General features: G+C 63.0%; 16 protein-coding genes and 1 pseudogene. 13 read left to right on the top strand and 4 right to left on the bottom strand.

Features of this window, described 5'->3' with window-relative positions:
- Positions 1-125: 125 nt before the first annotated feature.
- Positions 126-635, top strand: a pseudogene (locus GT753_RS22250) (DUF3800 domain-containing protein); the annotation flags it as partial.
- 190 nt (positions 636-825) lie between these two features.
- On the opposite strand, the gene GT753_RS22255 reads toward GT753_RS22250, so the two are convergent.
- Positions 826-1,011, bottom strand: a complete 186-nt coding sequence (locus GT753_RS22255) for a hypothetical protein (RefSeq protein WP_160125960.1) — start codon at positions 1,009-1,011, stop codon at positions 826-828.
- 40 nt (positions 1,012-1,051) lie between these two features.
- Positions 1,052-2,107 (bottom strand): permease, encoded by a 1,056-nt coding sequence (locus GT753_RS22260; protein WP_160125961.1) that lies wholly within the window; start codon positions 2,105-2,107, stop codon positions 1,052-1,054.
- A 227-nt stretch (positions 2,108-2,334) separates the two neighbouring features.
- On the opposite strand from GT753_RS22260, the gene phnF reads away from it, so the two are divergent.
- The 11 genes from phnF to phnP are packed head-to-tail and all read left to right on the top strand — an operon-like array spanning position 2,335 to position 10,638.
- Positions 2,335-3,063 (top strand): phosphonate metabolism transcriptional regulator PhnF, encoded by a 729-nt coding sequence (phnF, locus tag GT753_RS22265; protein WP_015376439.1) that lies wholly within the window; start codon positions 2,335-2,337, stop codon positions 3,061-3,063.
- Positions 3,064-3,507, top strand: a complete 444-nt coding sequence (gene phnG, locus GT753_RS22270; protein WP_016929298.1) for a phosphonate C-P lyase system protein PhnG — start codon at positions 3,064-3,066, stop codon at positions 3,505-3,507.
- Positions 3,508-3,510: 3 nt separating this feature from the next.
- Positions 3,511-4,092 carry a phosphonate C-P lyase system protein PhnH gene (gene phnH, locus GT753_RS22275; protein ID WP_160125962.1) on the top strand — a complete coding sequence of 194 codons (582 nt, stop codon included), beginning with the start codon at positions 3,511-3,513 and terminating at the stop codon, positions 4,090-4,092.
- A complete protein-coding gene (locus GT753_RS22280; RefSeq protein WP_021504231.1) occupies positions 4,092-5,177 on the top strand; it encodes a carbon-phosphorus lyase complex subunit PhnI in 1,086 nt (361 codons plus the stop codon). The genes phnH and GT753_RS22280 overlap by 1 nt, the downstream gene beginning before the upstream one ends.
- Positions 5,170-6,030, top strand: coding sequence for an alpha-D-ribose 1-methylphosphonate 5-phosphate C-P-lyase PhnJ (locus GT753_RS22285; RefSeq protein ID WP_004933420.1), 861 nt, complete (start codon positions 5,170-5,172; stop codon positions 6,028-6,030). Before GT753_RS22280 ends, GT753_RS22285 begins: the two co-directional genes overlap by 8 nt.
- Positions 6,030-6,818 (top strand): phosphonate C-P lyase system protein PhnK, encoded by a 789-nt coding sequence (gene phnK, locus GT753_RS22290; RefSeq protein WP_160125963.1) that lies wholly within the window; start codon positions 6,030-6,032, stop codon positions 6,816-6,818. Before GT753_RS22285 ends, phnK begins: the two co-directional genes overlap by 1 nt.
- A 16-nt stretch (positions 6,819-6,834) precedes the next feature.
- Positions 6,835-7,539 carry a phosphonate C-P lyase system protein PhnL gene (gene phnL / locus GT753_RS22295; RefSeq protein WP_033631640.1) on the top strand — a complete coding sequence of 235 codons (705 nt, stop codon included), beginning with the start codon at positions 6,835-6,837 and terminating at the stop codon, positions 7,537-7,539.
- A complete protein-coding gene (phnM, locus tag GT753_RS22300) occupies positions 7,539-8,675 on the top strand; it encodes an alpha-D-ribose 1-methylphosphonate 5-triphosphate diphosphatase (RefSeq protein WP_160125964.1) in 1,137 nt (378 codons plus the stop codon). Before phnL ends, phnM begins: the two co-directional genes overlap by 1 nt.
- A complete protein-coding gene (gene phnN, locus GT753_RS22305) occupies positions 8,675-9,244 on the top strand; it encodes a ribose 1,5-bisphosphokinase (RefSeq protein ID WP_021504235.1) in 570 nt (189 codons plus the stop codon). The genes phnM and phnN overlap by 1 nt, the downstream gene beginning before the upstream one ends.
- Positions 9,241-9,843, top strand: coding sequence for a DapH/DapD/GlmU-related protein (locus tag GT753_RS22310; RefSeq protein WP_015376431.1), 603 nt, complete (start codon positions 9,241-9,243; stop codon positions 9,841-9,843). The genes phnN and GT753_RS22310 overlap by 4 nt, the downstream gene beginning before the upstream one ends.
- A 12-nt stretch (positions 9,844-9,855) precedes the next feature.
- Positions 9,856-10,638 (top strand): phosphonate metabolism protein PhnP, encoded by a 783-nt coding sequence (gene phnP / locus GT753_RS22315; protein ID WP_015376430.1) that lies wholly within the window; start codon positions 9,856-9,858, stop codon positions 10,636-10,638.
- Here phnP and GT753_RS22320 read toward each other — a convergent pair.
- Both GT753_RS22320 and GT753_RS22325 read right to left on the bottom strand, forming a co-directional pair.
- The gene (locus GT753_RS22320) at positions 10,595-11,227 is read right to left on the bottom strand and encodes an NAD(P)H-binding protein (RefSeq protein ID WP_160125965.1); all 633 of its coding nucleotides are present in this window, start codon (positions 11,225-11,227) and stop codon (positions 10,595-10,597) included. The two genes, phnP and GT753_RS22320, sit on opposite strands and share 44 nt — an antisense overlap.
- 30 nt (positions 11,228-11,257) lie before the next feature.
- Positions 11,258-11,698 carry a YhbP family protein gene (locus GT753_RS22325; protein ID WP_015376428.1) on the bottom strand — a complete coding sequence of 147 codons (441 nt, stop codon included), beginning with the start codon at positions 11,696-11,698 and terminating at the stop codon, positions 11,258-11,260.
- Positions 11,699-12,131: 433 nt separating this feature from the next.
- Between GT753_RS22325 and speFL the strand changes: the two genes are divergently transcribed.
- Positions 12,132-12,236 carry a leader peptide SpeFL gene (gene speFL / locus GT753_RS22330; protein ID WP_004933443.1) on the top strand — a complete coding sequence of 35 codons (105 nt, stop codon included), beginning with the start codon at positions 12,132-12,134 and terminating at the stop codon, positions 12,234-12,236.
- Positions 12,237-12,505 lie beyond the last annotated feature (269 nt).

Below are 12,505 nucleotides of genomic sequence, written 5' to 3' on the forward strand. Positions count from 1 at the left end.
GTCCACATTCATCGCTGGATTACCAGACGCCAGCTGAATTTGCAGCGGACTGGCGAAACGGGAAATATGAAGAAAAACCAACTGACATTACTAACTGAAGGTTGTATCTAATCTTGGGGGCAGGTCACATTTACAACAACTGGAAGACAGACAGGGAGTTAGCTTTTTACCAGACGTACACAATGCTCGTTAAGAACGTTGCTAAGCAGATTAAGAGTGATGTTGAGGTGATCATCGACCAGAAGATTGATAAATACAAAAAGAACGATGAAGTGACAGGTATTGTTGCTAACAACATGCTGGCTAGGGCAGGGATGAAGAAGCTGGTTAAGTCTGTGACGATGCACGACTCTAAGCATCATCTTGGATTACAAGTTGTCGACATTCTGACCGGAGCTGTGAACTCTGGGTACTTGAAGTACCTTAATCCTCGGCTAGAACTATCAGTGGCTAAGGAGCTTGCCTTTGAACGTATGGCTGCTCTGCTTGGCTGGGATTTTTTCCATTACGATACATTCCCGAATAAGGATTTTAATATCTGGCATTTCCCGCAAGAGATGCGAGCTATGCCGGGTTCAAAGAGTATTCGACCTGATTACAGCGTTCCATTGGTTAATCGGGAAGAGCTGCCCTAATCTTGACTTCAAAAATCGATTGTTTATGCATAGGCCGACCAGATTTAAAGGATAGGTGTCAATCGATACTGTAGTAGTGCACTAAATTTGGCCACTGGAACAAATATGTAAATGTCGGCTTCTCGCTCAAAGCCGACCAACAGCGCCCCTAGACACTGTAAGTCCAGTAGTGAGCTAGCACAGCTCAACATCATCCTCGATAACGCTTCCGGATTTTCTCCTTGAATAAAGCCATTCGTTTTTCTGCCTCCGAATGGCTGAGATAAACCGCGGTACCGTTTCTTAAGCGTTCAAGGTCGGCATCCACCCTTTCACGCAGCGACTGCTCCAGCAACATCGCCTCTACGTCCATTTCAGATTTATTCCGCTGTTCCATTGCCATCTCCTCCTTGAGATAGCATCGGGTCACGAATCAGTTACACCAACCCCATCCCCACCACGCCGGTCAGTGCGCCGCACAGCGCTACCAGCGCCGCCGTCAGGCACAGCGCCCGGGCGGAGAAAGCTTTGTTGAGCATCAGCAGCGAAGGCAGGCTAACCGCCGGCAGGGTCATCAGCAGCGCCAGCGCCGGGCCTGCGCCCATACCCGCCAGCATCATGGTCTGCACGATCGGGATTTCCGCCGCGGTGGGGATAACGAACAGGCAGCCGACGATCGCCAGCGCGATGATCCACAGCAGGCTATTGTCGACGGCGCCGTCGGCGTGCGGGAACAGCCAGACGCGCGCCGCCCCCAGCGCCAGCACCGCCAGCACGTAGATCGGGATGGTCGACCAAAACAGCGCCCACAGCGCTTTGCCCCAGCGGGCGAGGAACGGCTGCTCGTCGTTCTGCGCCGTCATCACCGGCGGCTGCGGCGCGGCGGGCTTCGGATCGTTGGCGGTCACGCGCTGCACCAGCCAGGCGATGCCCAACACCATCACCACGCCCGCCACCAGACGGATGGCGGCGAACGGCCAACCGAGCACAAACCCCATAAACACCAGCGTCGCCGGGTTCAACACCGGGTTGGCGAGCCAAAAGGCCAGCGCGGCACCGCTGGATACCGACTGGCGGCGCAGGCCGGCGGCAACCGGTGCGGCGCAGCAGGTGCACATCATGCCCGGCAGCGCGATCAGCGCCCCCAGCACGGTGCCGGAAAAACGCCGGTGGCCGAGCGTGCGCGCCAGCCAGTCGCGCGGGATCAGCACCTGCACCAGCGAACCTAACAGCACCCCGAGCAGCGCCGCCTTCCACACCGCGGTGAAGTAGACCAGCGCGTACTGCCAGGCCGCCAGCCAGGGACTCGCGGCGCCGTCGGCCAGGATCGATTTGCCGATCGAGTGGCTGTCCGCCGCCACGAACGCCTTGCCGTAGTAAGGCTGCCATTTGACGTAGTAGAGGCCGACGGCCACCACCAGCAGAAACAGGATCGGTTTCCACAGCGGCCAGGCGCGTGGGGCGGGTTCAGGGGCATTCAAAGGTTGCGGCATGGTAGCGGCCAGAGTCAGTCAACAGTGGCGCCAGCATAGCGCGCCGCCGCCGCCCGTGCACGTTCGGGCTGTCCTAAATAGTTCATCTGTTCGCCACCGAGGCGTAACGCGATTGTCATCTGCGCCCGTCACCATGATGCCAACTTGAAAACCACAGGATAGACGCACGATGAAACGCACCGCTTCCGCCTTCATCGCACAGCCATCGGTATGACGAGGTTTTTATTATGATGGAGTTATCTAGACATCCGACCACTTACCCCACCCGCTATCAGCAGATCGCCGCGCAGCTGGAACAGGAGCTGCGCACGCAGTACCGCTGTGGCGACTACCTGCCTTCGGAACAGCAGTTGGCCGAGCGTTATCAGGTCAATCGCCACACCCTGCGCCGCGCGGTGGATCAGCTGGTGGAGCGCGGCTGGCTGCAGCGCCGCCACGGCGTCGGCATTCTGGTGTTGATGCGGCCTTACGACTACCCGCTGCACGCCAACACCCGCTTCAGCCAGAACCTGTTCGAGCAGGGCAGCCATCCCACCAGTGAGCGCTTACTCGCTGTCTTGCGCCCGTGCAATGGGCATGTCGCCAGCGCGCTCTCGCGTGAAGAAGGCGAAATGGTGATCCACCTGCGCACCCTGCGCCGGGTCAACGGCGTGCCGATGAGCGTGATCGACCACTATCTGCCCGATCTGGACTGGTGGCCGGCGCTGCAGCAGTTCCACAGCGGTTCGCTGCACCAGTTTATCGAACAGCACCTCCAGCAGCCGCTGACCCGCCGCCAGACGCGCATCAGCGCACGCCGCGCGCAGGCCAAAGAGAGCCGGCTGCTGGAGATCGCCACCCACGCGCCACTGCTGTGCGTGCGCACCCTTAACGTCCGCAGCGGCGGCGAAGACGTGGCGGAATACTCCGTCAGCCTGGCCCGCGCCGACATGATTGAACTGACGATGGAGCACTGAATGCACGCCTTAGAGTCGAGACAACGCTGGATGTCGGTGCTGGCGCACAGCCGGCCCGAGCAGCTGCGCAGCCACTGGCAGGCGCTGAACCTCAGCCCGGGTTACCGCAGCATCCGCGCGCCGGAGATCGGCCTGGCCCAGCTGCAGGGGCGCATGGGCGCCACCGGCCGCCGCTTCGTGCTGGGGGACATGACCGTCACCCGCGCGGTGGTGCAGCTGGACAACGGCGGCTACGGCTACAGCTATATCGCCGGGCGCGACAAGGCGCACGCCGAGCTGTGCGCGCTGGCCGATGCGCTGCTGCAACAGCCGGAACACGGCGAACGCCTGCAACAACAGCTGATCGCGCCGCTGGCCGCGCTGCAGCACGAACAGCGCCAACTGCGCGCCCGGGCGATCGCCGCCAGCCGGGTGGACTTCTTTACGCTGGTGCGAGGGGATTAAGCCATGAGTTTATTGACCGGTTTTGAACAACCGATAGACCAATCGCAGCACGCTTTCCGTTTGATTCTTAAAGCCTTGAGCGAACCGGGCCACCGGGTGACGCTGCCGGCCGGCCCGGCCTGGGCGCCGCTGAACGCCGCCAGCACCGCCGCGCTGCTGACGCTGGCCGATCAGGAAACGCCGCTGCAGCTGTGCGCGGCGCTTAAAAGTAAGCAAGTGCTAACAAACATTCGTTTTCACAGCGGCGCGCCGCTGGCCGCCACGGCGCAGGAGGTCTGCTTTGCCCTGTTCGATGAGCACGTTCAGGCCGCCGATCTGCAGGCGTTGCCGCACGGCACTGAAATCTCGCCGGAATGCGGCGCCACGGTCATCGTGCAGCTCGCCGAGCTGGAGAACGGCGCCGCGCTGCGCCTGACCGGCCCCGGCATCGAGAGCCAACGCCTGATAGCGCCACGCCTGCCGCCGGCGCTGCTGGATTATCTGGTCAATCGTCCGCAGCGCTTCCCGCTGGGGCTGGATATTTTGCTGACCTGCGGCGATCGCCTGCTGGCGATCCCGCGGACCACCCGCGTGGAGGTGTGCTGATGTACGTAGCGGTAAAAGGGGGCGAAAAAGCCATTGAGGCCGCCCATCAGCTGCAGGAACAGCTGCGGCGCGGCGACGAGGCGCTGCCGGCGATCGGCGCGGAACAAATCGAACAGCAGCTGGGGCTGGCGGTGGATCGGGTGATGACCGAAGGCGGCATCTACGATCGCGAGCTGGCGGCGCTGGCCATCAAACAGGCCAGTGGCGATCTGGTAGAGGCGATCTTCCTGCTGCGCGCCTATCGCACCACCCTGCCGCGCCTGGCGGTCAGCGAGCCGCTGGCCAGCGAAAACATGCGGCTGGAGCGGCGCATCTCGGCGGTTTACAAGGACTTGCCCGGCGGGCAGGTACTGGGGCCGACCTACGACTACACCCACCGGCTGCTGGACTTCGCGCTGCTGGCAGAAGGCGAGGCGCCGCGTGCGCCGCAGGCCGACGAACCGCTGCCGGACAACTGCAGCCACGTGTTCGATCTGTTGTGTCGCCAGCAGCTGGCGCGGGAGGAACAGGACGACGGCAGCGCGCCGGACGACATCACCCGCAACCCGCCGGTTTACCCCTGCTCGCGCTCGGCGCGCCTGCAGCAGCTGGTGCGCGGCGACGAAGGTTTTCTGCTGGCGCTCGGCTATGCCACCCAGCGCGGCTACGGCCGCAACCACCCGTTCGCCGGCGAGATCCGCACCGGCCACGTTTCGGTGGAGATCGTGCCTGAAGAGCTCGGTTTCGCCATCGATATCGGCGAAATCCTGCTGACCGAGTGCGAAATGGTCAACGGCTTCGTCGATCCAAAAGACCACCCGCCGCACTTCACCCGCGGTTACGGGCTGGTGTTCGGCCGCGCCGAACGCAAGGCGATGGCGATGGCGCTGGTGGACCGCGCATTGCAGAGCCCGGACTACGGCGAAGGCGTCGCCGGCCCGGCGCAGGACGAAGAGTTCGTGCTGGCCCACGCCGACAACGTCGAGGCCGCCGGCTTCGTCTCCCATCTCAAGCTGCCGCACTACGTCGACTTCCAGGCCGAACTGGAGCTGCTCAAGCGGCTGCGACAGGAATACAGCGAGCGTCAGGAGGCCCGCGATGAGTGAAGTATTGACCGGCTATAACCTCGGTTATCTGGACGAACAGACCAAGCGCATGATCCGCCGCGCCATCCTGAAGGCGGTGGCGATCCCCGGCTATCAGGTGCCGTTTGGCGGCCGCGAGATGCCGATGCCCTACGGCTGGGGCACCGGCGGCATTCAGCTCACCGCCAGCGTCATCGGCCGCGCCGACGTGCTGAAGGTGATAGACCAAGGGGCCGACGACACCACTAACGCGGTGTCGATCCGCCGCTTCTTCCAGCGCGTCGCCGGGGTGGAAACCACCGAGCGCACGCCGGAGGCTACGCTGATCCAGACCCGTCACCGAATTCCGGAAACCGCGCTGCGCGAAGACCAGATCCTGATCTATCAGGTGCCGATCCCGGAGCCGCTGCGCTTTATCGAACCGCGCGAAACCGAGACCCGCAAAATGCACGCGCTGGAGGAGTACGGCGTGATGCAGGTGAAGCTGTATGAGGACATCGCGCGCTACGGCCATATCGCCACCACCTACGCCTACCCGGTTAAGGTCAACGATCGCTACGTGATGGATCCGTCACCGATCCCGAAATTCGACAACCCGAAAATGCACATGATGCCGGCGCTGCAGCTGTTCGGCGCCGGGCGCGAGAAACGCATCTACGCCCTGCCGCCATTCACCAAGGTGGAGAGCCTGGACTTCGACGACCATCCATTCAGCGTGCAGCAGTGGGACGAACCCTGCGCGCTGTGCGGCTCGCGCCACAGCTACCTGGACGAGGTGGTGCTCGACGATCGGGGCAACCGCATGTTCGTCTGTTCGGACACCGACTACTGCCGGCAGCAGCTGGCGCAATCTTCGCAAGAGGCGCAGCACTGATGACTTCCACCCTTTTGAGCACCACCCCGCTGCTGTCGGTGAACCGGCTCACCCACCTGTACGCCCCCGGCAAGGGCTTCAGCGACGTGTCGTTCGACATCTACCCCGGTGAAGTGCTGGGCATCGTCGGCGAATCCGGCTCCGGCAAAACCACGCTGCTGAAGTCAATCTCGGCGCGGCTGGCGCCGCAGCGCGGGCAGATCCTTTACCGCCCGCAGGCGGAGCAGGAGCACGACCTGTACGCCATGGCGGAGAGCGATCGCCGCCGCCTGCTGCGCACCGACTGGGGCGTGGTGCACCAGCACCCGCTCGACGGGCTGCGGCCGCAGGTCTCCGCCGGCGGCAACATCGGCGAGCGGCTGATGGCCATCGGCCAACGCCACTATGGCGACATTCGCCGCCAGGCCGGCCAGTGGCTGGAAGACGTCGAAATCCCGCTGTCGCGCCTCGACGATCTGCCGACCACCTTCTCCGGCGGCATGCAGCAGCGGCTGCAGATCGCCCGCAATCTGGTCACCCACCCCAGGCTGGTGTTTATGGATGAACCGACCGGCGGGCTGGACGTGTCGGTGCAGGCGCGCCTGCTCGATCTGCTGCGCAACCTGGTGGTGGAGATGCAGCTGGCGGCGGTGATCGTCACTCACGATCTCGGCGTGGCGCGGCTGCTGGCCCACCGCCTGCTGGTGATGAAACAGGGCGAAGTGGTGGAGAGCGGCCTGACCGACCGGGTGCTGGACGATCCTCACCACCCCTACACCCAGCTGCTGGTTTCTTCGGTGCTGTCGTAACCCAAGGCGATAACAAATGACTATGCAAATCCGAGTTGAACATCTCAGTAAAACCTTTGTGCTGCATCAGCAATACGGCACCCGCCTGCCGGTGCTGCACGACGCCAACCTGACGGTCCACGGCGGCGAATGCGTGGTGCTGCACGGCCACTCCGGCAGCGGCAAATCCACCCTGCTGCGCTCGCTGTACGCCAACTACCTGCCGGACAGCGGCCATATCTGGATCAACCACCAGGGCGACTGGCTGGACATGGTCAGCGCCGATGCGCGCCAGATTCTGGCGGTGCGCCGCCATACGCTGGGCTGGGTCAGCCAGTTCCTGCGGGTGATCCCGCGCATCAGCGCGCTGGAGGTGGTGATGCAACCCTTGCTGGAACAGGGCGTCGAGCGCGCCGAGTGCCGCGAACGCGCCGAAGCGCTGCTCGCTGCGCTCAACGTGCCGCCGCGCCTGTGGCCGCTGGCGCCGTCCACCTTCTCCGGCGGCGAACAGCAGCGGGTAAACATCGCGCGCGGCTTTATCGTCGATTACCCGATCCTGTTGCTGGACGAACCGACCGCCTCGCTCGACAGCCGCAACAGCGCGGCGGTGGTGCAGCTTATCGAACGCGCCAAGGCGCGCGGCGCGGCGATCGTCGGCATTTTTCACGATGAAGGCGTCCGCCGACAGGTCGCCGACCGGCTTTATGACATGCAGGCGCCGCAGGCGCTGGAGGCCCTCTGATGATCGTCAATAACGTTAAGCTGGTGCTGGATGACCAGGTGGTGCAAGGCTCGCTGGAGATGCAGGATGGCGTGATCCGCAGCTTCGCCGACGGCCCGAGCCGGCTGCCGCAGGCGCTGGACGGCGACGGCGGCTGGCTGCTGCCGGGGCTGATCGAGCTGCATACCGACAACCTGGACAAGTTCTTTACCCCGCGCCCGAACGTCGACTGGCCGGCCCATTCGGCGATGAGCAGCCACGATGCGCTGATGGTGGCCAACGGCATCACCACGGTGCTGGACGCGGTGGCGATCGGCGACGTGCGCGACGGCGGCCACCGGCTGGAAAACCTGCAGAAGATGATCGACGCGGTGATCCACAGCCAGCGCGCCGGGGTGAACCGCGCCGAGCATCGGCTGCACCTGCGCTGCGAGCTGCCGCACGAGAGCACCCTGCCGCTGTTCGAACAGCTGATGGACAAGCCGGGCGTGTCGCTGGTGTCGCTGATGGACCACTCGCCGGGCCAGCGCCAGTTCGCCTCGCGCGAAAAGTATCGCGAATATTATCAGGGCAAATACCACCTCAACGACCAGCAGATGAGCGAGTACGAGGAGCAGCAGGTCGCCCTGTCCGCCCGCTGGGCCGCACCGAACCGCGAGGCGATCGCCGCCCACTGCCGCGCGCGCCGCATCTCGCTGGCCAGCCATGACGACGCCACCGCCGCGCACGTGGCCGAGTCCTGCGCGCTGGGCAGCGCGATTGCCGAGTTCCCCACCACCGAGGCGGCCGCCCGCGCCTCGCACCAGCAGGGCCTGCAGGTGCTGATGGGCGCACCGAACATCGTGCGTGGCGGTTCCCACTCCGGCAACGTGGCGGCGCACCACCTGGCGGCGCTGGGGGTGCTGGATATTCTCTCTTCCGATTATTACCCGGCCAGCCTGCTGGACGCGGCGTTTCGCCTCGCGGCGGACGAGCGCAACGCCTACGATCTGCCCCAGGCGGTGCGTATGATCACCCGCAACCCGGCGCGGGCGCTGGATCTGCAGGATCGCGGCACCCTCGCCGAAGGATTGCGGGCGGATCTGGTGCTGGCACGGCCGCACGGCGAGCACGTTTACGTGCAGAACGTGTGGCGTCAGGGCAAGCAGGTGTTCTGATGGCGCGGCTCATCTATCTGATGGGGCCTTCCGGCGCAGGCAAGGACAGCCTGCTGGCCGCGCTGCGGGCCGACGCCGACCGCGCGCCGCTGGTGGCGCACCGCTACATCACCCGGCCGGCGGACGCCGGCTGCGAGAATCACATCGCGCTGAGCGAACCCGAATTTCTGCGCCGCCGCGCCAAGGGGCTGTTCGCGCTCGACTGGCAGGCCCACCAGCAGCGCTACGCGTTCGGGATCGAGGTGGATCTTTGGCTGCTGCAGGGGATCGACGTGGCGGTCAACGGTTCACGCGCCCACCTGCCGCAGGCGCAGCAGCGCTACGGGGCGCAGCTGCTGCCGGTGTGCCTGCAGGTCAGCGCCGCGATCCTGCGCCAGCGCCTGCAGGATCGCGGGCGGGAAAGCGCCGAACAGATCGAGCAGCGGCTGGCGCGGGCGGCGGAATATCAGCAGAGCCTGCCCGCCGGCTGCCGGGTGCTGCACAACGACGGCCCACTCGACGACACCCTGGCGGCGCTGCTGGCGCTGCTGCCGACCTCTACCCGACAAACTCAGGACGCGACGCCATGAACGACTTCGCCCAGCCGAAAATCGGCGACAACGTGACCCTTAACCGCACCCGGCTCGGCCAGTATGTGCATCTGGCCGACGATGCGATCCTGGAAGAGGTGGAGATGGGGGACTACTCCTACACCGCCGGGCACAACCAGATCTTTTACGCCACTATCGGCAAGTTCGTCTCCATCGCCTCCTATGCGCGCATCAATCCCGGCAACCACCCGACCTACCAGCGCATCGCGCAGCACCACTTTACCTACCGCGCCTCCGAATACGGGCTGGGGGAAGATGACGCAGCGTTCTTCGACTGGCGGCGCGAGCACCACGTCACCGTCGGCCACGACGTGTGGATCGGCCATAACGCCATTCTGATGCCGGGCGTCAGCGTCGGCAACGGCGCGGTGATCGGCAGCGCGGCGGTGGTCACCAAAGACGTGGAACCCTACAGCATCGTCGCCGGCGTGGCGGCCAAAAAGATCGGCATGCGCTTTGACGATGCGCTGATAGAGCGTATCGAACGCAGCCAGTGGTGGCACTGGGATCACGCCACGCTGCAGGCGCGGCTGGCGGATTTTCGCGACATCAACCGCTTTGCGCAGAAGTACCTTTAACGGAGGGGAGCGATGCAACTGACCTTTCTCGGCACCGGCGGCGCGCAGCAGGTGCCGGTGTTCGGCTGCGACTGCCCTATCTGCCAACGGGCGCGGCGCGAGCCGGCATTTCGGCGGCGGGCGTGCAGCGCCATGCTCAACTATCAGGGGGAAACGACCTTATTGGATGCGGGATTACCGGCTTTGGAGCGGCGGTTTTCGGCGGGGCAAATTCAACGTTTTTTACTGACACATTACCACATGGATCACGTTCAGGGGTTATTTCCTTTGCGTTGGGGGTGCGGAAATTCCATTCCGGTATATGGCCCGCCGGATGAACAGGGCTGCGACGACCTGTTCAAACACCCCGGCATTTTGGCATTTCAGCCGCCGCTGGCGCCCTTCGCCACCGTCGAACTGGGCGGCATGCGCATCACCCCGCTGCCGCTGCAACACTCCAAACTGACCCACGGCTATCTGATCCAGGCGGCGGGCGCTGCGCTGGCCTACCTGACCGACACCGTCGGCCTGCCGCCGGCCACCGTCGGCTATCTGCAGAACGTGGCGCTGGATCTGCTGGTGCTCGACTGCAGCCTGCCGCCTCAGCCGCAGGCGCCGCGCAACCACAACGATCTGACCCGCGCGCAGGAGACGCAGCGGTTGCTGCAGCCCAAACGCACGCTGCTGACGCACATCAGCCATCATCTCGATCTGTGGCTGCTGGACCACGAACTGCCCGCCGGGCTGGAGCTGGCGTTCGACCACCTCAGCGTCAGCCTCGGTAGCAGTGCAGCCGGTCCGACTCCAGCACCCTGACCCCTTCACCCGGCGTGAACGCCTGCTGCAACAGCGTCTGCGCCACGTCTTTGGCGGCGACCGCCCGCCATTTGCCGGGCAGCAGCCTGAACAGCGGCAACGTGAGGCGCTCCATCAGGCGCGGCGCCGGGCGATCCCCCACCAGCATGGAAGGCCGCACCAGCGTCAGGCGCGGCCAGCGCTGTTCGCGCAGCGCCTGCTCCATCTCGCCTTTGGTGCGGTTATACAGGAAGGTGGAATCCGCGTTGGCGCCCAGCGCGCTCACCACCAGACAGTGCTGCGCCCCCAAGCGGCGGCCGCTCAGCGCGCTCTCCACCACCAGTTGATAATCGACGTAGCGGAAGGCATCGGCGCTGCCCGCCGCCCGGCGGGTGGTGCCCAGGCAGCAGAACACCAGATCGACCGGTTGCTGCAGGCCGCTCAGCAGCTCGAACAGCGCATCGCCGACCGGGTTGGTCAGCTTGCCGTGCGGCGGCAGCGGCGTGCGCGTCGGCGCCACGATGGCCGTTATCTGCGGATCGCTTTGCAACCGCTGCAACAACTCGCGCCCCACCAGCCCGGTTGCGCCGACTAACAGTGCTCGCGCCATGCGATCTCCCGTTGTAATCAATACGTCGACTTAAAGTATAGACCGCGCCCAGTGCAGCTTCTTGCCGAAGCCGAGGGTGTTGTCGGTCATCTTCACCTCGTGCAGATCCAGCCGCCAAACCGAGGCCTTCATCGCCCTGGCGATCGGGAAACGCTTGCAGTAACGCGCGCGCGCCGCCTCGGCCTCTTCGCCGCTCAGCAGCACCGCCTCGGCGCGGTACTGCACGCCACGGATCAGCGCGATGCTTTTCGGCTTCGGCGCGATAGTGCCGACCACCCGGCCGTTGTTCAGCATCAGCCCGCCGTGGCGGGTGTGCGGTTCGGTCATCAGCCACAGCGCCATCGTCGCGGCGTCGAACACGTAAAAACAGTTGGCGCACCACATGTCGAGGCCGTCGCCGGCGCACAGCGTCAAGACGTGTTGCTTACCGATAAAATCCGCAATCTGCTGCCGTTGTTCTGGGGTATTCAAGGTCAATCGCCTCCCTGTTCACTCGCCTCATCTTACCCTGCGTTGTTGAGGCGAGTCACAAATAACGATAATCATCAAAAATCGCATGTGAATACAAAACCATTATATTTGAATTTTTACCCAATCCAGCATAAAGCAGGTTGATAACATAAATAACACAATACAGATTTATTTGATCGTTATGCAGCCGGTTATTTGACCGCTTTTTTTATTCCTTTCCGAGCGCCATTGAAATTAAGTGTTCAGGGCTCGCGAACATTAGCAATTCATTTACATGCCAACCTCTGCGCCTGGATGATACTTATGCAATACATTGCATAACCGGTGAATAGTTATTTATCAAAACCGGCATTTATGTGATTCTCATCACAATTTTTAGTGCATCTTGCGTTAAAATAGCGCCATCTTTTCACTCAGCAAGGTGGATTAGAAAATGGAAAACAATAACCGAAAAATGGCGCACATCAGGCGCACAACCCATATTATGATGATGGCTCATCGCAGCTGCTTTAGTTTCGCATTCTTCAACTACAGATAACCCTCACCCCCTCGCTCTTACGCCGTTGTTAAGAGTGTCTTTGCGTTTCACTTTATTCTCCGCACTCCGGTGATAATGTCTTTTTCTCGCTAAGCGGGAAGGACACGCAACACATTTTTAATTTCGGCCAAGCGCATCCAGGATAAATAAAACAGCGAACACAGTTAATGCCTTTCGGCATCACTGGGTTCTCGCACACCTTTATTTTCGTGAAGGCGTTAACGGCAAATGAAATTATTTGCCGGCGGAATGCCTTTGCCTGAAGAATG

The organism is Serratia sp. Z4 (genome assembly GCF_009900725.1).
Taxonomy (GTDB): domain Bacteria; phylum Pseudomonadota; class Gammaproteobacteria; order Enterobacterales; family Enterobacteriaceae; genus Serratia; species Serratia nematodiphila.